We start from the raw sequence: 23,344 nt of genomic DNA on the forward strand, positions 1-23,344 counted from the left end.
AAGATGCGCCAAAGCCTCAGCGGATGCGCGAAAGCAGTTCGGTTTTCTTGGCGTCAAACTCCTCCTGGCTCAAGGCGCCAAGCGTGACGAGCTTGTGGAGCTTCTCGATCGTCTGGATCGGGTCTTCTTCGGCGGCCGGAGCGCTAACGGACGGCACCGCACCGAGCCCGGCAGACATCGCCCCGCCCAGCGTGCTGGCTGCGGCTATCCCCGCGCCGATACCGGTAACACCACCTTCTGCGCCCGCCGCCTGCTCGATCGCCTCGGCCGTCTGGAACCGGGTATATTGCGCCAGATCCCCCAGCACGCGCATTGAGGACCCCTTGTCGAGGTGAGCCTGCACCTCTTCCGGCAACGAAACGCTCTCGACGAACAGGCTCGAACATTCGAGGCCCCACTGGGCGAAGACCTTGTCGACTTCCACCCGGATCCGCTCGGACAAGGCCTGCTGGTTGGCGGCCAGATCAAGGAAGGGCACTGCACCGCCGCCGAGTGCCGATGCCAGTGCGGTCTGGATCGCGGCGCGCAGTTGTGGTTCCAATGAGGCGGTGGTGACTTCCTCAAGGGTTCCCACTACGCGCTCGACGAAGGGCTCCACGCTTGCCACGCGGAAAGAGTAGGATCCGAAGGCCCGGATTCGCAGCGCACCGAACTCGCTGTCGCGTACCGTCACCGGCTGGGCCGTTCCCCATTTGAAGGCGAGCTGCTCCTTGCGCGAGAGGAAGAGTACGTCCGATTTGAACGGAGATTTGAAGCCCTTATCCCAGTTGAGGAGATTGGTGAGCACGGGAAGGTTTGCAGTATCGAGCCGGTGCAGGCCCGCCTCGAAGATATCCGCCACGCAGCCCTCGTTGAGGAACACTGCGACCTGCCCTTCACGCACCGTCAATTGCGCGCCGTTCTGGATTTCACGATCTTCGAACGGCACTCGCCAGGCGAGTTCGCCGGGCTGCTCCAGCCACTCGATGACGTCGACAAACTGCTTCTTCAGAAAACCGAACATGGGATAGTCCTGCCGCCAGTATCTTGATCTCCCATAAGATCTTTGGCGGCGACTGCAAAGAACGTCGCAGCGCTCTGGAATACTCTACTGAATGCTGGAAGGTTCAAGTCATCGATGTGCCACAGCCTTGGCTGTTTCCAAGTCATCGAACGATGCGAATGAACGACGCGTTTCAGAAGGTAGGCTCGGTGCCCGAACGTCCGCTCTGCCGCCGACGGCGGATGGCACGTTTGTTACCGCACGGTGTCTGGAATCGACGCGGTGGCGCTCTGAACCCGAGAGTCGCGATTGTCACAACGCCGACGAAGACGAGCTGGAGCATTTTCTCGGAAGGCTTGGCTGGTTACGGATCAATGACCGCGCTTACGGAGGGACAAGCCAATCGCAAGCGCGACATACCGCTCGGCCCTTTGTCAGGGTATCTCATTCGTCCCTCTCACGGACTCAGTCATCGATCAACCGTCGCAGGCACCGGCACAGGATGAAGGCCGATCGGCCGATCTTCATGGTCTCGATCTGGCCGGACCGGATCAACTCGTAGAGTGTCGTGCGCGGTAGGTAGATCGCTGATTTCCTCCAATGTTGCCGTCACGGCCTTTTAACGCTCTTCTGGCGTCTGGAGCCTGCTCATGATTTCGACCATCTCCGCCCGAATAAATGGTCGATTTCGAGGAAGTTTCCGGGCATGGTGGGAATGATCCCTGGGGGTGGTTCTTTGTATTCATGTAATTGTCGCGGGTAATAGGAGCGATATGTCATGTGTATTGGGCTGGAAATGAGTTCTATACTTTTCCATCGGAGAGAATTCTCCCCGATGGAAAAGTCATGACTGATCTCGTGGTTTTATTGCTAGGGCGGATTAGAACGTCTTGGCAAGCGAGAGCCCGATCGTGCGGGGCCTTACGGTAAGGCCCTGGGTGATGAACAACACCGAAGGTTTCTGGATCACGGTCTGATCATTGGCGATGTTTTTCACGAAGACCGAGAGCCTGAAGTCGCGGTAGTCGATGCCGGCATCGAGATTGCCGACCCAATAGTCCTCCCGCACATAGTCCGAACTGGACGTGCTGAAGCTGCCGTGGCTCTTGCCGGTATAGGTCCAGTTGGTGCTGAAGGAAAACGCGAGATCGTCAGAAATCTGCCGGTTGTAATCCAGCCCCAGGGTCAGCGTGGTATCGGGCACGCCGAGCACTTTTTGCCCCTTGCTGGCAGAAGATCCTTCGGCTTCCTTAGTGATTTCGGCATCGGTGTAACCTGCCGTGGCCCGCAGAGACAGCTCGTTGGTGAGCTTGGCCATCACTTCCAGTTCGCCGCCCTGGCTGCGCGCGTCGCCGGCATTGGCAGTGATTACATAGCCGCAGGAAGACAGCCTTAGCTGCTGCTGGATGTTCTTCCAGTCTATCCGGTAAACCGAGCCGTTCACGGTCAGGCGGTTGCCGAACAGGCTCGACTTGAAGCCCGTTTCAAAGGCCCAGAGCGAATCCGATCCGTAGGATTTGGACTTGGTTGCATCCAGGCCCAGCGATTCGATCGAACTGGCGCAGTAGTTGGGCAGCGAGTTGTTCTGCCCGCCGAGGCGGAAGCCCTTGGTGGCGCTGGCGTAGAGGCTGACATTGTCGCTGGCCTTGTAGTTCAGGGCAAACTTCGGTGTCAGCGGGCTTTCGTTGCTCTTGACCTTTTCATAGGACGGCGTGCCATCGGCGAGCCACCCACCTTCGTTCATTTCGTATTCGGTCCAGGCCTTGGTCTGACGCAGGCCGGCGGTGAACTTGAGCGAGGGCGCCAGCATGACCGAACCTTCCGCGAAAGCGGCGATCTGCTGCAGTTTGCGGTTGGAATGGAAGTAGCCGAGCAGGTCGTCCGGCGCTTCGTATCCGATCAGGTCTTCGACTGTCGTATCGCTGTAGAGATTGGCCACGGCATCATTGAGGCCATAGACATATTCGTCGTCCAGCGAGCGGACCTTCAGTGAGTTCATATAGAGGCCGGCCTGCCATTCGAAGCGGTGGCCTTGCTCGATCGAAGGCGAGGCGAAGCGCAGTTCCTCTACCCAGTTGGAAATCTTGTCGTCGTTGAGCAGGGCACCGGGAAGGCTGGCGATCGTGTCGTAGGGCGTGCCGAAGCTGGGATCGATGGCCCAGGCGACATATTCGCTGTCATAGATCGTGGCATCGAACCGGCGTTTGAAGTTGCGGTGCATGTAGGACGTGACAGAAGTCAGGCGGTAGTCGCCGAAACTCTTCTCGATCGTGAGGCTGGGGACGACAAGCTCGTCACGGCTCGGCTCGGTCAGGGCCTTGTTGACCTGGAACCTGGGCAGCGACAGATTGAAGATGCTGTTGTCGGCCGTCTTGACCAGCTGGTACTGGATCGCAGGAATGATCTGGAGGTCGTCCGAAGGTTCCCACAGAAGCGATGCCCGCACAGCGTGGTGGCGTTCGGAATCGATGTTTTTATCGATGACGTTTCCGCTGGAATCGACGCGATCGATGAAGCCGCTCTGATATCCGGTTTCACCGGCTATGCGCAGGGCGGCGTGTTGGCCCAGCGGAACGCTGATCGCGCCATTCAGCTTGTAATTGGTGCCGCCCCCTTCGGTGGAGGAGACTTCGCCGCTGGCCTCGCCTTCGGCATAGCCCAGCTTGGGCTTGTTGGTGATGAAGCGCAGGGTGCCGCCCAGCGAGCTGTCGCCGTAGAGCGTGCCCTGCGGACCGCGCAGAACCTCGATACGTTCAATGTCGAACATGCGCGGCAGCGTGGCGCCGGTGAAGAATTGGTTGGGAAAGGTCAGCGAAACATCGTCGAGATAGACGCCGACGGTTGCCGAACCGGAAGAGGAGGCAATGCCGCGCAGGGCAATGCGCGTCATTCCCGAGTTGCCGAAGTTGTTGAGGGAAAGGCCGGGAACCAGCCGCGAAAGATCGGTGTAGTCTGTGGCATGCGTCTTTTTGATCAGGCTGGAATCGATGACGCTGATGCTGACAGGAACGTCGAGCACGTTTTCCGTGCGTTTCTGGGCAGTGACGACGATGGCGCCGTTCGCCGAGACCGAGCCGGTGCCGTTCGCCGAGACCGAGCCGGTGCCGTTCTCATTGTCTTCCGCCATTGCGGCGCCGGGCAGCACCAGCCCGAGTGCGCCGATCAGGCCTGCATATTTCAGAACTCTGGCAAGCCGGCGGCACGAGGCGGCACGTTCCGGTGCCGGATTGTTTCGATAATGCATGGCGTAACCCTCATAAGCAGGTGTGTTGCTGTGTCTTCTCCGTCGTCATCCTGCGAACGCCGCCCCGCTTTGCGCGGCATTGGCGAACTGTCTTGCAACCGCATTCTTTTGATCTGGCTTTGTCGTCCGACTGGCCTTTGAAGGCCGGGTGGGGCGCTGGTTGCACATCGGAGAGTTACAGAACTCGGTCGATGAAAAATGCTGCGACGCACAAAGTTAGTTTCCGGATTTGCAAACTGATCGGCACGGCTGGTTTTGTCTTGGCCTCCGAAGACCCGGAATTCCGGGCCTTCGGAGGCCATCGCCGTCCGGCAATGATGATTACTTGCCTTGAAGAGCAAACATCGTTGCAAAGGTGGCTATTCCAGCCGCCCATGGATGCCGACATCAAATGGGCAAGCGACAGGAACAAGAGACCAGATTTATGGGTGACTTAACCAAGACCCCCAAACCCATGATTGTCGGCCGGCCGGTTCTGCTGGTTATCGATGTTCAGAAGGGAAGCTTTGCCGAGTGGGAGCCCAGCGAGAGGCTGCCGATGCTTCCGGACCGTATCGAACGCATGCACCGGGTGCGCCAGGTGGTCGATGCGGCGCGGGACGCGGATATTCCGGTGGTGTTCTTCAAGGAAGTCCACCGCCCGAACATGGTGGATTTCGGCCGTGAACTGGATGGCACCGAAAATGCCCATTGCCTGGAAAATTCGCCCTATACCGAAGTCGCGATTGAAGAGCTGGGCGTGAAGCCGGACGATTATGTTATCGCCAAGCGGCGCTATTCCTGCTTTTTCGGCACCGAACTCGAAATCCTGCTCAAGGGGCTGAAGGCTGACACGCTGCTGATGACGGGCGGCTTTACCGACGTCTGCGTGCACTACACATTCGTCGATGCGCATCAGCATGACTATTACTGCCGCGTGATCGAGGATTGTACGACGGCCTCTTCCCCGCCGGCCCACGAGGCCGCACTGAAAGCGATGGAGTATCTTCAGACGGGGGCTGTGCGCACCTCGGTGGAAGTGATCAAGGCTATGGTGCAACGCGATTTTTCCCCGACAGACTGATCTGGGGCGGCTGTGCACAAAGGTCAGTGGAATAGCAGTGAAGCAAGGGGGCAGGGCGGCGACGTTCTGCCCCCTCTTATAGCTCCGGGCTTATTTTGGCGGTACCAATTCCGCGCAGCTGCCGGTGACAGGCCTGCCGTCCATCACCGCTTTCACGAAGGCAGGGGCATCGGCCAGCGCAGCAGAAACCGCTGTGCTGTGGGTCTTGCCCGGGTAGTAGTGCCATTCCACCGTGGTTCCCGCCGCGCACATGGCGGAGATGAAGTTGTACTGTTTGGCAGGCTGCGCCGCCGTATCGATCAGGCCAGTGCCGGTGAAGACAGGCGTCGCGATGTGCACGTCTGGAAAGGCGGAGCGTGCTGTCGTTGCCTTATCCAGCGCATCGATCGGGCGTTTGTAGAATTGGGACATGGGCAGCTTGCGGACATTGGCATATTCGCGCAGCCCGCTCATGCAGGCCTTTTGCGACTCTTCGAGCATGGGCCAGCCGGTCTTCGCAATGTAATCTTCGGGCCGCACGGTTGCCGGATCGAGGCTGCGCGCTGCGCCCAGGAACCAGAGGATTTCGTAGGCTGAGTTCCCGTAGTCGTTCTCGTCCTGATAAAGCTGCGGCGGCGGCAACTGGGCGGCGCTGCCGGTGTTCTGGGTATGGGCGACGATACCGGTGGCGACGGTGCCCTTGATGGCCAGCTCAGGCGCATAGCTCGACGCAAGGTAGGCCGCGGCGATGGCCCCTTCGGAGCCTTGAGACTGGCCCATGGTAACGATCCGTGTCGCATCGAGCTCTGGGTAGCGGGCCAGTGATGCACGGATGGCATCGAGTACGGACATGCCTTCCGGTTTGTATTGCAGGTAAGGGTGCACACCCGGCGTGCCAAGGCCGGCATAGTCGGTGGCCACGATCGCATAGCCATGGTCGAGCCAGTACCCGAGGAACTCGGCATCGCGCGGCGAACGCGGCAGGACAGAGGGTGCGCACACGTCGGCGATGCCGGTCGTGCCGTGTGCCCAGGCGATAACCGGCCACCCGCTCTTGGGCGCTTTGCCCTTGGGGAAGAAGACGATGCCGGACACAGTCGTGGGCCGCGCGGGATCGCGCCAGTCGGTCGAACTGTAGAGAATGCGCTCGGCGCGCCCGGCGGCCGGCAGTGAGACATTGGCTGGTGCCGTTTCGGTGCGCAGCATGATGCCGGGCCTGGCGGGGATCGGCTGGTTCCATGTGTAGAAAGCAGGCACCCCGCCATCGCCCGCCCAGGGATCGGCCAATGGATCAGCGAGGGAGGGGGAACTCCATACCAGAACGGCCGAGGCCGTGAGCAGGGTGGCAAACTTCCTAGAAACCGAGTGCATATCCGTCCTTTCTCGGGTCTGTTCCCCCAATCAGTATGCCGCGCTGATGGTCGATCCACACGGCCTGCCCACCGCCCATCGGGCGCTCGGCCCGGCGCAACCTGTGGCCTTTGGCCGCGAGCATGGCGGCAATCTGATCCGGAACGGTCCTCTCGATTTCCAGGACGCCGCCGTAGGCGAAATGGCGCGGCAGTTCGAGCGCCTGCTGCGGGTCCAGTCCGGCATCGAGCATGGCGGAAAGGAGCTGGACCTGGCCGGTCGCCTGATAATGTCCGCCCATCACGCCGAACGGCATGACGGGCTTGCCGTCATGCATGGCAAGGCCTGGAATGATCGTATGCATCGGCCGCTTGCCCGGCGCTGCCGCGTTGGCGTGGCCTGTCTGTGCCGTGAAGCTGGCGCCGCGATTGTGCAGCAGGATACCCGAGGCTTCATCGTAGATGGCGCTGCCGAAATCGGTGAAAATCGAATTGATGAAACTGATCGCGTTGCCATCCCGGTCGACACAGGCGAGATGGACTGTGTCCTTGTGCTCGGGCTCGTCGATCGGGGGGATTTCGAGGGACCGTTCAGGGTCGAGCCGTTCGCTCAAGTTGCGCGCGAAATCGGGCGAGAGCAGGGTGGCGAGTGGGATGGCGGCGAATTGCGGATCGCAGATCCACCGGTCGCGCTCGGCATAGGCGAGTTGGCTGGTCTGGGCGAGCAGGTGAATATAGCGCGCCGGATCATGCCAGACTTCGGCCATGTCCAGCCCGGCCAGCATATTGAGCATAATTAGCACGGTCATGCCCTGGCCGTTGGGCGGGCATTCGAGGATGTCCAGCCCGCGATAGCGGGTGCGGATCGGTTCTACCGCTTCGCCGCGATGGGCGGCGAAATCGGCGGCGGTATGGCTGCCGCCCAGCGCGCTCAGGGTAGCGACGATGCTCTCGGCCGTTTCGCCCTCGTAGAAGCCGGCGCGGCCGTTGACGGCGATGTCCTGCAGGGTGCGGGCCAGAGCGGGCTGGACGATCCGGTCTCCAGGCGCCACGCTGCGTGCCCAGAACGGTTTCGCGGTCGGGCTAGCAGCCAGCCTTTCGCGGCCGAACTGCCAGTCCCAGGCCACGCGCGGCTGGACCAGCCAGCCTTCGCGGGCAAGAGCAATGGACGGTTGCAGGAGCCGGTCCAGCGGCAGGCGGCCATGATCCTCATGCAGGCGCAGCAAGGCATCGACAGCGCCGGGAATCGTGACCGAGTGCACGCTTTCCTGCCCAATGACGCCCGCTGCCTGTGGATCGAAAGCGGCGGGTATCCGGCCCGAGCCATTATAGGCGGAGACCGCTCCGCCCGCGCTGCTGTGGATGTAGAAACTGTCGCCGCCCAGCCCAGCATTTTGTGGTTCGGCCACGGTCATGACGGCAGAGGCCGCAATGGCGGCATCGGCGGCCGATCCGCCCTCTTCGAGGACAGCAAGCCCGGCGCGCGCGGCATCCGGGTGCGACGTCGCGATCATGCCATGGGCACAATAAGCGGCCGAGCGGCCCGGAGCCTGAAAGTCCCGCATCAGGAGTAGGACCCGCCATCAATGATCAGGGCCTGCGACGTGACGTAGCTGCTCTCGTCGGAAAGCAGATAGACATAGACCGGCGCGACTTCCTGAGGCGTGCCTTGCCGCCCCATCGGCACCGTGGCTTTCACCATGTCCTCCACCGCACCGTCGCCGCCGATGAAGTCGATGGCGGGACGGTTGAACGGGGTGTCGATCCAGCCGGGGCACAGCGTGTTCACCCGGATGTTGAACGGCGCCAGTTCGCTGGCGAGCGAATTGCCCATGCCGATCACGGCGGCCTTGGCCGAACTGTACGCGGCCCGCCCCGGGCCGCCATGCTTTCCGGCGAGCGAGGACATGTTGACGATCGAACCTTTGCCCGCGCGCTTCATATGCGGCACGGCATATTTCACGCCGAAGAACTGCGCGCGCACGTTCACGGCATAGACCATATCCCATTCGTGTGCGGCGAATGTGTCGACGGGCCCGGCGCGCAAATAGCCCGCATTCTGGCAGAGCCCATCGATACCGCCCAGCCACTCGGCGGCAGCGGCAACGAAAGCGGCAACATCGTCTTCGCGCGTCACGTCGAGCGGGAAGAAGCGGGCGGCATCGCCATAAGGCTTCACGCTTTCGCGCCCGGTCTCTTCGTTGATATCCGCGACGGCGACGCGGGCCCCTTCACGGATGATCGCTTCCACGCCCGCCGCACCGATATTGGTGATGCCGCCGATGAATAGCACCCGCTTTCCCTCAAGCCGTTTCATGCCATGTTCTCCGGATCGAAATGCAACACGCCGGTGGGATTGAACGCCGCGGCCACTTGCTCGGCATAGGCCTCGCGCCAGGGCGTTTGCGGATCGGCGAGAAAGGCGCCTGAACGGGCCTGCTGGAATATGCGGCTATTTTCCAGGCCCGGCGGCGGCAGGCCTTGCTGATGCTCTCGCAGCACACCCAGAATGCGCCGCCGGGTCATCACGATCATGTGGTCCGAGACGGAAAGGTGTTCCTTCGTCCGGTCCGCTATGCCGCCCATGCTTTCGACGATGGCCTGATCCTGCAATTGCACGCCGGTCATCCCGGTATAGCTGCGCGCGGCCTGCGCTTCGCGGTCGATCAGATAGTCGTTGCCGGCGTTGGCGACCGTGCGCCAGCGGTCGAACCAGCCGGTGCCGTTCGGCAGATAGTCTTCGTCCCGGTCGAGCCCGGGGATCGGCGATCCGTCCTTGAGGCGGCGCACCCCGGCGGTGCGGCCGGTGTACATCCATGTGAAGATCATCGTGTGCTCGTCATCCATCGGGACGGCGGCATCGAGCACGATGTTCTCGGCGAAATTGCCATCGGGAAACTGGGTGTAGAAGGGCAGGAGATAGTGCGCGACGCGGTAATAGATCTGCCCGTCCCCGGTATCGCGGTACGCGGCATAGCTCGTTCCGGCGCCTGTTTCGGCGACGTGATAGAGCGGCGCGCGGTCGCGCAGCGACATACTGTTAAGGTCGTTCGGATCGAGATCCTCCTGCGCCACGGCGCCGCCGTGCAGAAAGCCGAAATGCGAAGTGTCGATCTCCCCTTCCAGCACTTGCAGGTAGTTGCAGTGGCGCAGCGAACAGCTCAGCCGCAGGTCGCTTTCGGGCAGTAATGTCGCCTCGATCCCGGTGAAGGGTGGCGGGGTTTCGCGGGTTCCCATGTAGACCCACACTACGCCGCCGCGTTCCTGCACGGGATAGGCGGGGGCTTTCAGCCGCTTTGCAAAGCTCTTTTCCGCCGGGACATTGGGCTGTTCAAGGCATTGGCCGTCCGGTGCGAATTTCCAGCCGTGATAGACGCAGCGCAGCCCGCCCGGCTCGTTGCGGCCGTAGAACAGTGAAGCGCAGCGATGGGGGCAGGCATGGTCCATGATGCCCACTTCGCCTTCAGGCGTGCGGAAGCCGACCAGCTTTTCACCCAGCAGCATCAGCCGTACCGGCGAGCCGCCGGCTTCCAGCTCAGAGGAGAGGCAAGCCGGTATCCAGTATTCGCGCATCAATGCGCCCATCGGCGTACCGGGGCCGACCCGGGTCAGCAGGGCATTGTCCTTTGCGTTCATGCCGGGGTCTCCTCCAGCGGACGGGCGGCGCAATAGGCCGTGAGGGCGGCGTCGCTCAGAGCGCCGTCGATGGCCTCTGCCAGCTTGCTGGCGACGAGCGGGGCGAGCTTGAAGCCGTGGCCGGAACAGGCACTGACAAAATGCGCCTTCGTGCCCAGAGGCTTGACGATGAAGGCTTCGTCATCGGTGACGGTGTAATAGCAGGCCTTGGCTTCCAGCATCCGGTAGCGTTCGGGAGTGCTGAACCCTTCGGCGAACAGCGCGCGCACGCGCTCGATATCGTCGGCGGTCGGGATCCGGTCGCCATCGGGATCGCCTGCGCGCGAGAAGCGGTGATCGCCAACCTTGAAGCGCATGCCATAGCGCGGCGGCATCGTGTAGAGGCCGCCTTCGACACCGCGGGTTACGATCACCGGGGCTTGCGACCAGGCCTGGGCCAGTTCGGGCGGCGGAGCATAGTAGAGCACGGCCTGCCGGCTTGGCACGGCCTTGCCTTTCACTTCGGGAACCAGCCGGTCGATCCAGGCGCCGGTGCAGATGACCAGCCGGTCCGCCTGATAGTCTGTACTGCCCACGCGGGCGAGGCCGCGGTCCGGATCGATGGCGTCGACATGGGTGCTACTGATCAGGTCCACGCCGACAGCGGCCAGATGCACCACCAGATCGTTGAGGATACGCGCAGGAAACAACATGCCCGCGCCGCCTGTCTCGACGACAGATTGCAGACCGTCCATCTCGATCATCGGGAACCGGCGGGCCGCTTCGTCCAGCGGGACGAGGCGATGGGGGACGGTCATTTCCTCCAGCGCCCGGATCGTGGGATCGAACCAGTTGTCGTCATGGCGCAGGAAATAGGTGGCGCCGATCGGTGCCAGATGGCTGGTGCCGAGATCCTTCCACAAGGCATCCCACGCCTCGAAAGCGGCTGGCATAAGGCGTGCGTAGCCTTCAAGCTTGCCATAGGCATGGCGGATGATGCGGTGCTCGTCGCAGGACGAAGAGCGGGGATTGGGCAGAGGTCCGGCTTCGAGGACTGTCACTTTGTACCCGCGCCGCGCGAGGGCCCAGGCGGTGGTCAGTCCATAGATGCCGCCGCCGACGATCAGGGCAGTCTGCTGGTTCGCGCTCACTGCGCATTCTCCTGTGCGAATTGCGGATAGTGCCGGGCGAGATAGCCGGCGGAGAACTTGCCGCTGGCCAGATCTCTGGCGAGGGCCTCGGGCGAACGGCTGGCGGGATCGCCATAGCCGCCGGCGCCAGCGGTCTCGACGATCAGGGCTTCATCGGGGCCGATCTCCACGAAAGAGGGCTTGGTCGGCAATTCTTCCTCGCGGCCATCCGCGCGGCGGATCAGGAAGCGGCCGGTGCCGCCCCGTCCGCCGCCGAACACGCCCCAGGGCGCATTGCGGAAGCGTTCTCCCTGGCCGGAGAACTGGGCGACATGGCCGCGCGGGCGCAGCACGCGCCGCAGGCCGAGCCCGCCGCGATGTTCGCCCGCACCGCCCGAATCCGGGATCAATTCATAGGCTTCGACCAGCAGCGGATATTCCGTCTCGATCGCTTCCACGGGCAGGTTGGAGGTGTTGATGAGGTGGACCTGCACCCCGTCCTTGCCGTCCTTCGCCGCGCGCCCGCCGAAACCGCCGCCGACCGTTTCGAGATAGACATAGCGCTTGCCGTCCGCGCCCCGGCCGGAGAACACGGCCATGGTATTCGCGCCGTTCGCTGCCCCCACGGCTTCGCCGGGCAGGGCATCGGCGAGTGCGCCGATCACCGTATCGATGATCCGCTGGCAGGTATTGGCCCGCCCGGCGACGGCGGAAGGGAAGGCGGCGTTGACCAGGCAGCCTTCGGGCGCGACCACGTCCATGGCGTCCAGCATGCCCTGGTTGATCGGGCATTCGGGATCGATCATCGCCCGGAACACATAGGCGACCGAGGATTGCGTCGCGTAATAAGGGCAGTTGATATTGCCCTTCACTGCTGGTGAAGTGCCGGTGAAATCGAACCGTATCCGGCCTTCGTCCGTGGGATCGCCACTGGTCACTGTAATGGCGATCGGCATGTCGAGAGCGCCCTTGCCGTCATCGTCCATGACATCGATGAAGCGGTAGGCCCCGGGCGGGATCTTTCTGGCTTCGCGCGTCATGCGCGTGAAAGTCCGCTCCACGATTTCGTCATAGGCGCGCAGCAATGTCGCGGTTCCCCGCGTCGCGGCCAGTTCCTCGATCCGCCGCGCGCCCAGACGGCAGGCGGCGATCTGTGCGTTGTAGTCGCCGCGCCGTTCAGCGGGCACGCGCACGTTGAGCAGGATCAGGTCGAACATGTCGCGGCAGAGGCGTCCGCCATCGAACAGGCGGACCGGCGGGATGCGCAGCCCTTCCTGATAGATCTCGGTCCCGCCCGACATCGATCCGGGCGACATGCCGCCGATATCGGCATGATGGGCGATATTGCACATGAAGCCGAGCAGGTCCTCGCCCGCGAAGACCGGCATCGACATGTTCACGTCCGGCAGGTGCGATCCGCCCGCTGCGAAAGGATCGTTGCCCACGAAGATGTCGCCCGGCTTGAAATCGGACAGGCGATAGCGTTCGAGCAGCCGCGTGGTGAGGCCGAGCATCGAGGACAAGTGGATCGGCTGCGCGGCCTCGCACAGCGCGATCAGGCGGCCCTTGGGATCGATCAGCGCCGTCGAGTGGTCGTTGCGTTCCTTGATGTTCGTCGAATAGGCGGACCGCATGAGCGAGAGATAAGTCTCGTCCGCCACCGAACGCAGGGCGTTGAGCAGGATCTCCAGCGTCACGGCGTCGAGTTGGGCTTTTGCGCCGCTGGCTTGGGGGGGCATCGGTTTCATCGATTGACCTCGATCACCAGGTTGAAGACGGAATCGACATGGGCGCGGTCGCCCGGATGGATGACGATCGTGGTGTCGAGCTGGTCGACGATGGCGGGCCCATGGAACCAGTCTCCGGGATGCAGCGCCTCGCGGTGGAACACGGCGGCCATCACCGCTTCGTCACGGGCGAAGATCACGCGCCTTTCACCCACAGAGATCGCTTCGGAGGGCTCGGGCACTTCCACGTCGGGCGCGGTGTGGTGGTTGCGGGCGATCGCGATCATGCGCACGCAAACCACTTCGATCGGGCTGTCCTTGTCGCAGAAGCCGTAAGTGCGCTCATGCGCCGCATGGAATGCTTCGGACAACGCTTCGGCTGCGGGACTTTCGCCGTCATGCAGGTCCAGCGGCAGCGACAGCTCGAAGTTCTGGCCGATATAACGAAGGTCCAGCAGCACCTCTGTCGAGCGCCGATGCGGCAGCACGTCTTCCGCGGCGAACCAGTCCTGCGCCTGCCCGGAAAGCTTCGCCAGCGCGGCAGCGAAGCGCGGGGCAAAGCTCGCGTCCGAAAGCGGCATGGGCATCGGCTGCACCAGGTTCTCGCGGTCGTCCGATGCCAGCAGTCCCTGCGCGCAAAGCAGGCCGGGGCTGGGCGGAACCAGGATCTTCCTCATGCCGAGCGCGCGGGCGACGGCCACGGCGTGGAGCGGCCCCGCTCCGCCGAAGGGCATCAGCGTGAATTCGCGCGGGTCGAAGCCGCGTTCGATCGAGATCTTGCGCACGGCCTGCGCCATGTTGGCAACGACGATATCGACAATGCCCAGCGCGGTATATTCCAGCGGCAGGTCGATGGACCGGGCCAGTTCATCCACCACGCGGCGGGCGGCCTCGGTATCGAGCGCCATCTCGCCTTTCAGCAAACCGGTATCGGGCAGCCGGCCGAGCACCAGATTGGCATCGCTGACGGTGGGCTTCGTCCCACCCCGTCGGTAGCAGGCCGGGCCGGGGACTGCGCCTGCACTGTCCGGGCCGACCTTGAGCAGGCCATCGGCATCGCGCCAGGCAATCGATCCGCCGCCGGCGCCGACCGCCTGGATGTCGATGGCCGAGAGCCGCACCGGGTAGCCTTCGACCCAGCGTTCGCGGGTCATGTCGGCGGCATAGTCGCGAATTAGCGCGACGTCGGCCGATGTGCCGCCCATATCGAGCGTGATGACATCGGGCTCCCCGGCCCGGCGCGCGATATCGATCGCCCCGGATATCCCGGCGGCAGGCCCCGACAACGCGGTGCGGATCGGGAAGCGCCGCGCCCGGTCCACCGAGATCAATCCGCCCGAAGACTGGTTGACGCCAAGCCTGCTGTCCGGGGCTTCGTCATGAAGCTGCGTTTCGAGCGCCGTCAGGTACTCGGCCATGACCGGTTGCAGGTAGGCGTTGAGCACGCTGGTGGAGAGCCGCTCGTATTCGCGGAATTCCGGCTGCACTTCGTGCGACAGCGAAACGTGGATGCCGGGCAGGGCGGCGCGAAGGGCCTTGCCGATGCGGCGCTCGTGATCTGGCAGGGCAAAGGAGAACAGCAGGCATACCGCCACTGCATCGACATCGGCGCGCCGCACTTCGTCGACCAGCCGCGCTACTTCGGCTTCTGCGAGCGGGAGTAGTACTTCACCATTGCTGGTGACGCGTTCAGCTGCTTCGAACCGCTGTGGGCGCTCTACCAGCGCGGGTGGGTGATCGGCCTGAAAGTCGTAGATCTTCGGGCGCACCTGTCGGCCGATTTCCAGCAGATCGCGAAACCCCTTGGTGACGATCAGTGCCAGTCTGCCGCCGCGATGCTGGATCAGCGCATTGGTGGCCACGGTGGTGCCATGGCTGAGGCGGGTGATCCCGGCCGGATCAATCCGGCCCAGCTTGCACAGTTCGTCGAGCCCGGAAAGAATGGCCTCTGCTGGCCGTGACGGCGTGGAGGGGCGCTTGTGGACATGCGTGCGGCCGGTTTCCATGTCGCGCGCGGTGAAATCGGTGAATGTGCCGCCGACGTCGACACCGACGATCCAGTTCATGCCCGCGCCTCCGCCACATGCTGCGGATCGAGGCCGGTCAGCCTGGCGTAGCCGCTGCGATCGACGGCGCCTTCAGTGACAATGGTCAGGACGATCGAGCCCGCAGTGAGCCCGAGGGTCTCGCGAATGCGCGGATCGCCGGCGGCTACGCTGAGCCCGGCCAGCCCGGCCACGCCGGCATCGCCTGCCAGCAAGGGCGCGTCGCCGAACCGGCCTTGGCCCAGAGCCTTCATCATTTGGATCGCGGCGGCATCGGGAATAGTCAGGAAGTCGCCAACAGTTCGTACGATCGTTTCCCACGCAGTCAGCGAAACCTCGCCCACTGAGAGTCCGCCCATCACGGTGTCGAGATCGCCTTCGATCCGCACCGGCCGGCCCGCGCGGGCGGACTGGAACAGGCAGTCCGCCTTGTCGGGTTCGACCATCACGTAACGCGGGACATTGCCCCACTTTTCGAACAGGACACCGAAAACTGCGGCAGCAAGGCCGCCGCATCCGCCTTGCACGAAGACATGACTGGGGATCGTCTCGCAGCAGTCGAGATCTGCCAGGATCTCCTGCATCATCACGGTATAGCCCGCCATGACCGCGCCCGGGGCCTCGTCATCCTCGGCAATCGCGGTGTCGGACAGGAGAATCCAGCCATGGGTGCGGGCGTCTTCCAGCGCCTGATGCGTGGAATCGTCATAGGTTCCGGCAATACGCACCACTTCAGCCCCCTGTTGCCGGATGAGTTCGGCGCGGTCTTCGGAGACATGTTCGTGCAGGTAGATCTTGCAGGTGCAGCCGTGCTGCCGGGCACCCCAGGCAACCGAAAGGCCGTGATTGCCATCTGACGCCGTCACGACAGTAGTCTGCCGAGCAGCTTCCGGCGTCACGCCTTCCAGCGCGTTGGCGACCGCAAAGGCGCCGCCCAGAGCCTTGAAGGAGCCGAGTCCGAACCGGCCCGCTTCATATTTGGTCAGTATCGAGCCCACACCAAGTTCTTTGGCCATGCCCGGCAGGGAGATCAGCGGCGTTGGATGGTATCCCGGCCATTGCGGAATGACGGACACGGCCTTTGCGCGCAGGGGGGCGGGGATGGCGTAATCGATCGGGCCGGGTTGCCCGCCGCCGCTTGAAGACTCCAGGGCCTCCCTGCTGAACAATGCCGCCATCGGAACGTCAACTCCTGACTTTTACTTGCCTTGTTGCGCAACTAAAGTTGCTATCAGACCGGCGGTTCATGGCACGCCCGTGAGGCATGGCCGTGGTGCCGGATGGTTTTGATGCGCTGCGAAAAACACCGCCTGAGGCTAATTCCAAAGAATGCTTCAGCCTATGTATTTCCGTATTCTTTGGGCCGTGGCTTGAGGATTGCAGTGCAATATTTCTGAAAGATTCCGCTTGTCGGGAACCTCGGTCTCGTGAGACTGTGAAGCGCCTTTTCCGGTTTCCGGAAATGCCGGCATTGACAATAATAGTTTCACAAGGGTCGAAGTATGGAGCTGGCGGTCAAAGGGTTTACCGGGCGCATCAGTGACAATGACCTGCGCCTTCTGCGCACGTTCTGCACGGTCGTGCGCAAGGGCGGTTTCGTGGCCGCCGAGTCTGAATTGCAGATCGGGCTTCCTTCGATCAGCCGCTATATCAAGGACCTGGAAGTGCGCCTGGGCTTGCGCCTGTGTGACCGGGGGCGGCGTGGCTTCACGCTCACGGCAGAAGGCAAGCAGGTCTACGAGGCCTGCATGATCCTGTTCAACAATCTCAACGACTTCGAGAACAAGGTCCGCGATATCCATGCCAATCCGGTGGGGGCATTACGGATTGGCATGGTCGATTCACTGGTCAGCGATCCTCACTGCCGGATTTCCGAAGCGATCCGCGACTACAAACGCGAATACCCCAACGTGAGCTTCAAGATCGTCACGGAAACGTCGAACCTCATCGAGCAGAAAGTGATGGAAGGCGAGCTGGATATCGGTGTGGTGTTCGAGCGCCGCCACATGGATCAGCTATCCTACAGCATGATGTATGACGAAGTGAGCCTGCTCTATTGCTCGCGGGAGCATCCGCTGTGGCTTGAGCACAAGGGCGACATTCGTAATGCGGACCTCTCGCGCTATGAGATGGTCGGCTATCCGATGGCCAATCTGATGGAGAAGATGGGGGTGAAGGGGATATTCACCCGCACAGCCACGGCCAACAATCTGGAATTGATCGCAATGATGATCCATTCCGATTCCTATGTGGGCTTTCTGCCGGAAGCCTACGTGGAGACGTTATGGTGCGGGGACCGGTTCCGCGCCATAGCTCCGGAGACCTTTTCGTTCAGCAGCCGGATCAGTGCCATCACTCGCAGCGGCGCGGTGCCGCCGCTGGCCCGGGCCTTTGTCGACAGGCTGGTGCCCATGGCGGCCGCAGCCGGGTGAAGGCGAGGGCGGCGCAACATTCGCGATCGGGCAACCAAGGTTTCGCGATTAGACATTCATGCGCGCGCTGCGGGGCGGAAAACATAGTCCCATGCTGAAGCAAGCCACCGACCCCACGCTTTCGCCGGTCCCTGACAGTGCCGCCCTCGCAGCGCCGCCTCCGCAAACTTTCTATGCCTGGCTCGTGCTTGTCCAACTCATGCTGGTCTACAGCTTCAGCTGGATGGATCGCTTCTTGCTGGTGATCCTGATCGATCCGATCAGCAAGGACCTCCACGTTTCCAATACGCAGATCGGTTTGCTTACCGGTTTCGGTGCGTCGCTGCTCTATTCGCTGGCGGGATTTCCGATCGCGCGGATGGCCGACCGCAAATCGCGCTCGACGATCATCTCAAGCGTCCTTGGCCTGTGGAGCGGGTTGACGGCAGCGACGGCGCTGGCCGGGTCGTTTCTCACCCTTGCGGCAACGCGTTTCGGTATCGCGATTGCGTCGGCGGGGTGTTCTCCGGCGGCCTATTCGCTGATCTCCGACTACTTTCCGGCGCGCCGCCGCGGTACGGCGATCGCGATCTATTCATTGGGCATTTCGATCGGCACCTGGGCCGGGCTGTCGCTGGGCGGTTTTGCCGCGGATTCGCTTGGCTGGCGCACGGCGTTCCTGATACTGGGCCTGCCCGGCGTGGCTTTCGCCCTGTTCACGGCCTTTGCGGTCAAGGAACCCGTCCGGGGCCGGTATGACGGCCATGCAGATGAAACGGACCGCCACTATTCGGCGGCAGCTGCCGCATCGTTCTTCCTGCGCAACCGGACCTTTCTCGCGATTGCGTTCGGGTTCGGCTTCATTTCTTGCGCAACCTCCGCGTTCGAGAACTGGATCCCGACTTATCTCATCCGTGCGCATCATCTGAGCGCAACGGAAGTGGGCACTGTGAGCGGGCTCTTCCAGGGACTTACCGGGATTTTCGGCGCCTTGGGTTTCGGCATTCTGGCCGACCGCCTCGCCCGCCGGAGCCCGCGCTGGTATCTCTGGATTCCGCTGATCTGCGCCCTCGTCGCCGGCCCCCTGATCGTGCTGTTCTTCCAGCTTCCCAAGACCGGGTCCTATGTCTGCTATTTCCTGATCGAATTGTGCGTGTCGGGCTATTCTGCACCATTGTTCGCCGCCGGGCAGATGCTGCTGCCGCCGCGCCTGCGGGCGCTGGGCATGGCGACGATCCTGTTCGTGCTCAATGTCGTGGGCCAGGGCCTCGGCCCGTTCCTGACCGGTCTTGCCAGCGATCTGATCGGGGGCAGCGGCGGTGCGGGCGGACTGGGGCCAGCGATCATGCTGATGCAGGCGGTCGGCCTGCTGGGCGCAGCGGCGCTGGTCTATGCAGGTCGCACGTTCCGGAAGGTCTAGCAGGGGATGGGCGTTCAGGCAGCCTCTTCCCGGTCGGATCGCCTGATCGTCGAATCCCTTGAATTCCTGCGCCAGTTTTTCTCGGTCCGCGGGGCGATGTTCTACTGGATCGAGCCCGACCTCGACACGGTAAACGGCCCCATGCTGGGGATGCCGCCGGGGCTGACGATGCATTACCGGGCAGAGATGCGGTGCCACGACCCGTTGCTGGCATCACGCCTCGTCTTGAAAGGCATGGCCATTGCCGATCTCACGCAGGAGGCAGGCAAAGTGTCAGCGGATTCCCGCCGACAATATATGGCCTTCCTTGAAACCTACCGAGTGACCGGCAATCTCGATTTCGTGTTCTGGACCGGCGAGACGAACCACCGCCGCGCTTTCGCAGGAGCCAGCCTGCTGAGGATGGACAGCGATCCGTCATTCACGGGGGACAGCGCGCGGCTGGAGGCGCTCCATCGCTATGTGGCCTTCAATCTGGAAGGGCATGAGCGCGTGCGTCATGAACGGCAATTCGCCATCCTGCGCGACAGGATCGGCCTGACCGCGCGCGAATGCAGCATTTGCGAGCTTGTCGCCGCAGGTGCGACTAATCGTGATATCGCCGATTGCCTTGGGCTTACTCTGGCGACCGTGAAAACCTACATGCGCTCGGTGTTCGACAAGACTGGCGTCGAAACCCGGACCGCGCTGGCAGCCCGGATCGCGACGCTGGCCTGATCAATCCGCGATATCACCCAGAAAATCGGAAACGGCGGCATTGCCTGCAGCCGCGCTCTGCTGAAGCAGTGAGATGTCGATCGGGGGCACGCTGGCCGGATCGCGCACCGTAATCATCGGATCCTCGAAGTTCCCGACATAGCCCATACCCAGGCAGCCCATCTGGTATCCCATGAGCTTGAGCAGGCTGTCGGGCAGAGTGCGGGCCACGTCGATGGGCGTGGTCAGGTACTGGTTTTCCTCCTGCCGCAGCCAGCCTGCCGCATACGTGATGTTGAGCGCCTGACGGACTCCGTCCGAACGGTTCTCGCCGGCGCCATGGAACACTTTGCCGGTATAGAACAGGGCGGACCCCCGCTCCATTTCGGCGGGGAGGCTTTCCTCCAGACTGTAATTGCGCCCCTTTTGCTCCTGCGAGCCGGGCACGACGCGAGTGGCGCCGTTCTCCTCGGTATAGTTCGACATGGCCCACAGCAGGCTGCATTGCGGGTGATAGTCTTGCGGAAAGGGGAAGAAGTCCCAGATCGTCTCGTCCTGATGGAGCTTCTGCGCGGGCGAGCCGGGATAGACGCTGATGATTTGCGTCAGCTGAAGCTGAAACCGGCTCGCCTTGTGGAGCAGGCCGGCACAGGCGTCGAGCACGAGGGGATGCTCGATCAGCTGGTGCGATGCCGGAGAGCGGCCGATCAGCGCGCCCGTGCGCTTGGTCTTCTTGCCCAGATAGTTGTCCCGTCCGAAGCTGCTCTCTTCGACATGGCGGTGCATTTGTTCCTGGATCGCGTCCATGACCTGCGATGAGGCGAGATTATCGACGATGGCATAGCCTTCTGTCTGCAGTTCGCGCACGATTTCCTCAGCGCTGGTCGTGTTGGGCAGGTGTCGCAAAGCCATCGAAATCGCTCCATTTTTCCTCGGGCTAATGATGGCCAAGAGGATGTGTGCGGTGCACATCGGATGCAATTCCACTTTGGAAGGGTGGATGAATCATGTCGAAATGGCTTCTACAAATTCCGAAGATGAGCGCCCATTTCCGCTGAAAGTGGCTCCTATCTGTCGATTAGGTGTCTATACGTGTCTGATCGGCCGTGAAATGCCTCGATGCCGGATGTCCTTGGATTTCAAGCAGAAGAAGACTCGAGAATCACGTTTTCGAATTGAAAAAAGCAATCATTTTTTGAGCGGGTATCAGGCGATGCCCTATGCCTTTTTGCCCATGAGGTTTGAGACCCTTTGTGGCATTTTTTGCTGCTGGCTGTCCGGCTGAAGCGCGATCCGAATGTTGCGCTCCCGCTTCAGATCCCGCCTTGCGCCGTCCACTCAATGCAGGTGCGCGCTGCCATCTTTGAGGTGCCGTCGGAACTTCGCCGCGCTCGACTTCACTAATGCCAGGGATCGTGATCTTGGCCGGCAGGCCATCATAGAACGAACGGCGTGCCTCTATATGGCGGGCCTGTTCTGGTTCTTGCCAGTCGGCAGATCGTCGAAATCCTGATGATCGTGCAACAGCCTCTCCTGCGCCCTCAGGCTCGCTCAGGGAACAGGTGCGAGCAAGCGTTCAGCCCGCGCGGAGCCGAAATCCTGGACGGCCTTGGTGAGGCGGGCACGGTCCATTTCCTTCGCCCGCTTGAGCGGGCGCGAAAGCACTGCCGATTTGTCTTCTGGCAATCGATCGAGATTGTGGAGCAGATCGACTAGCAGGGCTTCCTTGGATAGCCGCTTGGGTACCAATGGGCGCATCCGGAAATCATAGACACGGTCTGTCGAGGGTGAACTTCCCGTGCCGCTTACGATTGTAGGCGACTGGCTCGTTGTAGAGTCGGGGTGTACCGACCCCGAACCTGGGTAGATAGACCGCAGTGCAGGGTGCCTCGTAGTTAATTGAAACTCTTTCAGCCACCCCGAAGCGTCAACTTGCGATTTCTAGCGGACATTCGGCATCAGCTATCGATCACGCTTGGCCAATTGCAGTGTCGCCAGGAAAGCGCATCCGGCCCAGGCGACCGCGATCCATGAAGCAATCCAGCCCATTCGGGTCAGGGCGATCGCTCCGGTAACGGCTCCTGTCGCCAGACCCAACCACAACAGGCCGTGCGGCAGCCATCCACTGCGCGGCTGGCCGGTTAGTGCACCGCCAAGTGCCTGCCCCAGCTTGACCAGCGCGCCAGTCATATAGGTCAGGCCCACAGCCACTTCGCCATTGCGCTGGAAAGTGGAGTTGAGCGCGCCCATGGCCAGAACCATTGCCGCGACGGATGCATCGTTGGCGTCGAAGGTGCGCAGCGTTGCTGCAGCCAGCAGGAGAGCTGCGACCAGTCCGGTGACAGCGGGCTTGCGCCAAACCCCGGCCTTGGTCGCAACGACCGAGCCGCTTGCCACGCCGCAGATGAAGCCGACGATGAGAAGTGTGGGAACGACCGCCCTTTTCCAGTCGAGTGCAAGATCCACCCCCAACCGTGTCGTATTGCCCGACATGAAGGATACGAAATAACCGTTGGCAGATAGAAAACCGACAGCGTCAACATAGCCCGCCAGCATGGCAAGTCCGACTGCAAGCGTTTGGCGGGGCAGGTCAAAATGGGTCATCCCGTCATGATAATAACCGGCAGGACGGGATGCGAGTGCTTTTCTAAAGGATGGACCGATCGCAATGCCGGCGTCTACGGAACAGCATGCTCTCTGTCTCTGCGGCTAATCTACGCCCCAAGGCTTTTGAGGGTATCTGGCATGTTTTTGAACTGTATCGGCTTGCCCATCTTTTGCCGAATTGTCGTAGCGTGATTTCCAACTGCGGCTCCACCAAGAGATCTCTGGCCTTCATCTGGACAAGATTGCAGTCGCATCTTGCTGTCGATTGCTAGGTCAAAGAGCGCCCGGTCCCGTAACCTGTTGTGCTCGTCGAGGAAGAACCGAATTTTCCAGATGTTTCATGGCTTCACGGAGTGTTTTTTTCACCATGTGATCGGCATTCTAGGGAGGTCGATCATGGATGGCGGGGGCAAAGTCGGAATGGCTCATAGCTCTTGTCCTGTGGCCTGGATGGTGACAGCTGGAATGTCTGAAGGCGGGTCTTCTCCTGCCGACAAAACGGCCATTCAGCCTCGTGATCGAACGTATCTATACCGCCGAGCCGGAGGAGCTCTGGGAACTCTGGACGACCAAGGACGGCTTCGAGTCTTGGTGGGGGCCGCAGGAATTTCGCGCCGAAGTTCACTCGATCGAACCGCGCCATGGCGGCGTGCTGCACTACGACATGGTTGCCGACACGCCCGAGGCGGTGGCGGCGATGGAAGGGATGGGCGCGCCTACTAAGCAACCCTGCCACGGCACCTTCTCGGAATTCCGACCCCACGAGCGTCTGGTGCTGAGGCAGGTCATCGACTTCCTGCCGGGCGTTGCGCCATACGGCAGCACGATCGTGGTCGACTTCTTTGCAGCGGGAAAGGGCTGCGTGCGGATGGTAGTGACCTTGAGCCAGATGCACGATGCAGCCACTACTGGAATGCAGCGCGAAGGTTTTCTCAGCCAGCTGTCAAAACTGACAAGCGATACTACTGGCAGACCGTCTGACCATCCGGGCTGTCCGACGTCAGCGCCCATGGCACAGATTAGGGGTTGAGATTTAAGGAGGGTTTGGGCTTCGTCGTAGTGACGAAGGAACGAAT

General features: G+C 62.1%; 19 protein-coding genes. 6 read left to right on the forward strand and 13 right to left on the reverse strand.

The genetic code is table 11. From position 1 onward, the window contains the following. Positions 1 to 16: 16 nt before the first annotated feature. Both NN5_RS07380 and NN5_RS07385 read right to left on the reverse strand, forming a co-directional pair. Complete coding sequence (locus tag NN5_RS07380; RefSeq protein ID WP_067733468.1) at positions 17 to 1,003, reverse strand: SPFH domain-containing protein; 987 nt, start codon at positions 1,001 to 1,003, stop codon at positions 17 to 19. Between the two features lie 859 nt (positions 1,004 to 1,862). Further along, positions 1,863 to 4,226, reverse strand: coding sequence for a TonB-dependent receptor (locus NN5_RS07385; protein WP_067733469.1), 2,364 nt, complete (start codon positions 4,224 to 4,226; stop codon positions 1,863 to 1,865). A gap of 391 nt (positions 4,227 to 4,617) precedes the next feature. Here NN5_RS07385 and NN5_RS07390 point away from each other — a divergent pair, with 391 nt between their 5' ends. After that, complete coding sequence (locus tag NN5_RS07390) at positions 4,618 to 5,289, forward strand: cysteine hydrolase family protein (protein ID WP_217998613.1); 672 nt, start codon at positions 4,618 to 4,620, stop codon at positions 5,287 to 5,289. A 90-nt stretch (positions 5,290 to 5,379) separates the two neighbouring features. On the opposite strand, the gene NN5_RS07395 is transcribed toward NN5_RS07390, so the two are convergent. From NN5_RS07395 to NN5_RS07430, 8 genes are read right to left on the reverse strand one after another with little or no spacing between them, the layout of a single operon-like run. Then, positions 5,380 to 6,639, reverse strand: a complete 1,260-nt coding sequence (locus NN5_RS07395) for an alpha/beta hydrolase (protein WP_084384796.1) — start codon at positions 6,637 to 6,639, stop codon at positions 5,380 to 5,382. Beyond that, the gene (gene ggt, locus NN5_RS07400; protein ID WP_067733476.1) at positions 6,623 to 8,182 is read right to left on the reverse strand and encodes a gamma-glutamyltransferase; all 1,560 of its coding nucleotides are present in this window, start codon (positions 8,180 to 8,182) and stop codon (positions 6,623 to 6,625) included. The genes NN5_RS07395 and ggt overlap by 17 nt, the downstream gene beginning before the upstream one ends. Continuing rightward, a complete protein-coding gene (locus NN5_RS07405) occupies positions 8,182 to 8,934 on the reverse strand; it encodes an SDR family NAD(P)-dependent oxidoreductase (RefSeq protein ID WP_067733477.1) in 753 nt (250 codons plus the stop codon). The genes ggt and NN5_RS07405 overlap by 1 nt, the downstream gene beginning before the upstream one ends. Next, complete coding sequence (locus NN5_RS07410; RefSeq protein WP_067733482.1) at positions 8,931 to 10,253, reverse strand: Rieske 2Fe-2S domain-containing protein; 1,323 nt, start codon at positions 10,251 to 10,253, stop codon at positions 8,931 to 8,933. Before NN5_RS07410 ends, NN5_RS07405 begins: the two co-directional genes overlap by 4 nt. Then, positions 10,250 to 11,383 carry an NAD(P)/FAD-dependent oxidoreductase gene (locus NN5_RS07415; RefSeq protein WP_217998614.1) on the reverse strand — a complete coding sequence of 378 codons (1,134 nt, stop codon included), beginning with the start codon at positions 11,381 to 11,383 and terminating at the stop codon, positions 10,250 to 10,252. Before NN5_RS07415 ends, NN5_RS07410 begins: the two co-directional genes overlap by 4 nt. Next, a complete protein-coding gene (locus tag NN5_RS07420) occupies positions 11,380 to 13,101 on the reverse strand; it encodes a hydantoinase B/oxoprolinase family protein (RefSeq protein WP_217998615.1) in 1,722 nt (573 codons plus the stop codon). The genes NN5_RS07415 and NN5_RS07420 overlap by 4 nt, the downstream gene beginning before the upstream one ends. 5 nt (positions 13,102 to 13,106) lie before the next feature. Continuing rightward, complete coding sequence (locus NN5_RS07425; RefSeq protein ID WP_067733487.1) at positions 13,107 to 15,155, reverse strand: hydantoinase/oxoprolinase family protein; 2,049 nt, start codon at positions 15,153 to 15,155, stop codon at positions 13,107 to 13,109. After that, complete coding sequence (locus NN5_RS07430) at positions 15,152 to 16,312, reverse strand: diaminopropionate ammonia-lyase (protein WP_067733489.1); 1,161 nt, start codon at positions 16,310 to 16,312, stop codon at positions 15,152 to 15,154. Before NN5_RS07430 ends, NN5_RS07425 begins: the two co-directional genes overlap by 4 nt. A gap of 324 nt (positions 16,313 to 16,636) precedes the next feature. Between NN5_RS07430 and NN5_RS07435 the strand changes: the two genes are divergently transcribed. The 3 genes from NN5_RS07435 to NN5_RS07445 all read left to right on the forward strand — a co-directional run bounded on the left by NN5_RS07435 (position 16,637) and on the right by NN5_RS07445 (position 19,682). Further along, positions 16,637 to 17,566 (forward strand): LysR family transcriptional regulator, encoded by a 930-nt coding sequence (locus tag NN5_RS07435; RefSeq protein ID WP_067733490.1) that lies wholly within the window; start codon positions 16,637 to 16,639, stop codon positions 17,564 to 17,566. Positions 17,567 to 17,657: 91 nt separating this feature from the next. Then, entirely contained in the window at positions 17,658 to 18,965 is a 1,308-nt protein-coding gene (locus tag NN5_RS07440; protein ID WP_067733491.1) for a spinster family MFS transporter, read from the forward strand. A gap of 6 nt (positions 18,966 to 18,971) precedes the next feature. Then, entirely contained in the window at positions 18,972 to 19,682 is a 711-nt protein-coding gene (locus NN5_RS07445) for a helix-turn-helix transcriptional regulator (RefSeq protein WP_067733492.1), read from the forward strand. Here NN5_RS07445 and NN5_RS07450 read toward each other — a convergent pair whose 3' ends face one another. Next, positions 19,683 to 20,573 carry a phytanoyl-CoA dioxygenase family protein gene (locus NN5_RS07450; RefSeq protein WP_067733493.1) on the reverse strand — a complete coding sequence of 297 codons (891 nt, stop codon included), beginning with the start codon at positions 20,571 to 20,573 and terminating at the stop codon, positions 19,683 to 19,685. It abuts the gene before it with no gap. 88 nt (positions 20,574 to 20,661) lie between these two features. On the opposite strand from NN5_RS07450, the gene NN5_RS25705 reads away from it, so the two are divergent. Continuing rightward, positions 20,662 to 20,946 (forward strand): hypothetical protein, encoded by a 285-nt coding sequence (locus NN5_RS25705; RefSeq protein ID WP_157081050.1) that lies wholly within the window; start codon positions 20,662 to 20,664, stop codon positions 20,944 to 20,946. 266 nt (positions 20,947 to 21,212) lie between these two features. On the opposite strand, the gene NN5_RS26810 is transcribed toward NN5_RS25705, so the two are convergent. Together NN5_RS26810 and NN5_RS07460 are read right to left on the reverse strand one after the other, a co-directional pair. Then, positions 21,213 to 21,419 carry a hypothetical protein gene (locus NN5_RS26810; RefSeq protein ID WP_245656317.1) on the reverse strand — a complete coding sequence of 69 codons (207 nt, stop codon included), beginning with the start codon at positions 21,417 to 21,419 and terminating at the stop codon, positions 21,213 to 21,215. Between the two features lie 204 nt (positions 21,420 to 21,623). Further along, a complete protein-coding gene (locus tag NN5_RS07460; RefSeq protein ID WP_067733495.1) occupies positions 21,624 to 22,265 on the reverse strand; it encodes a YoaK family protein in 642 nt (213 codons plus the stop codon). A gap of 517 nt (positions 22,266 to 22,782) precedes the next feature. On the opposite strand from NN5_RS07460, the gene NN5_RS07465 reads away from it, so the two are divergent. Further along, complete coding sequence (locus NN5_RS07465) at positions 22,783 to 23,298, forward strand: SRPBCC family protein (protein WP_245656321.1); 516 nt, start codon at positions 22,783 to 22,785, stop codon at positions 23,296 to 23,298. Positions 23,299 to 23,344 lie beyond the last annotated feature (46 nt).

Source organism: Novosphingobium naphthalenivorans NBRC 102051 (genome assembly GCF_001590985.1).
GTDB lineage: Bacteria > Pseudomonadota > Alphaproteobacteria > Sphingomonadales > Sphingomonadaceae > Novosphingobium > Novosphingobium naphthalenivorans.

Coding starts and splice junctions, on each gene's coding strand:
- NN5_RS07405 (WP_067733477.1), bottom strand. CDS start 8,934: ATGAAACGGCTTGAGGGAAAGCGGGTGCTATTCATCGGCGGCATCACC.
- NN5_RS07380 (WP_067733468.1), bottom strand. CDS start 1,003: ATGTTCGGTTTTCTGAAGAAGCAGTTTGTCGACGTCATCGAGTGGCTG.
- NN5_RS07410 (WP_067733482.1), bottom strand. CDS start 10,253: ATGAACGCAAAGGACAATGCCCTGCTGACCCGGGTCGGCCCCGGTACG.
- NN5_RS07425 (WP_067733487.1), bottom strand. CDS start 15,155: ATGAACTGGATCGTCGGTGTCGACGTCGGCGGCACATTCACCGATTTC.
- ggt (WP_067733476.1), bottom strand. CDS start 8,182: ATGCGGGACTTTCAGGCTCCGGGCCGCTCGGCCGCTTATTGTGCCCAT.
- NN5_RS07445 (WP_067733492.1), top strand. CDS start 18,972: ATGGGCGTTCAGGCAGCCTCTTCCCGGTCGGATCGCCTGATCGTCGAA.
- NN5_RS07440 (WP_067733491.1), top strand. CDS start 17,658: ATGCTGAAGCAAGCCACCGACCCCACGCTTTCGCCGGTCCCTGACAGT.
- NN5_RS07460 (WP_067733495.1), bottom strand. CDS start 22,265: ATGACCCATTTTGACCTGCCCCGCCAAACGCTTGCAGTCGGACTTGCC.
- NN5_RS07450 (WP_067733493.1), bottom strand. CDS start 20,573: ATGGCTTTGCGACACCTGCCCAACACGACCAGCGCTGAGGAAATCGTG.
- NN5_RS07395 (WP_084384796.1), bottom strand. CDS start 6,639: ATGCACTCGGTTTCTAGGAAGTTTGCCACCCTGCTCACGGCCTCGGCC.
- NN5_RS25705 (WP_157081050.1), top strand. CDS start 20,662: ATGAATCATGTCGAAATGGCTTCTACAAATTCCGAAGATGAGCGCCCA.
- NN5_RS07420 (WP_217998615.1), bottom strand. CDS start 13,101: ATGCCCCCCCAAGCCAGCGGCGCAAAAGCCCAACTCGACGCCGTGACG.
- NN5_RS07385 (WP_067733469.1), bottom strand. CDS start 4,226: ATGCATTATCGAAACAATCCGGCACCGGAACGTGCCGCCTCGTGCCGC.
- NN5_RS07390 (WP_217998613.1), top strand. CDS start 4,618: ATGGGCAAGCGACAGGAACAAGAGACCAGATTTATGGGTGACTTAACC.
- NN5_RS07435 (WP_067733490.1), top strand. CDS start 16,637: ATGGAGCTGGCGGTCAAAGGGTTTACCGGGCGCATCAGTGACAATGAC.
- NN5_RS07430 (WP_067733489.1), bottom strand. CDS start 16,312: ATGGCGGCATTGTTCAGCAGGGAGGCCCTGGAGTCTTCAAGCGGCGGC.
- NN5_RS26810 (WP_245656317.1), bottom strand. CDS start 21,419: ATGCGCCCATTGGTACCCAAGCGGCTATCCAAGGAAGCCCTGCTAGTC.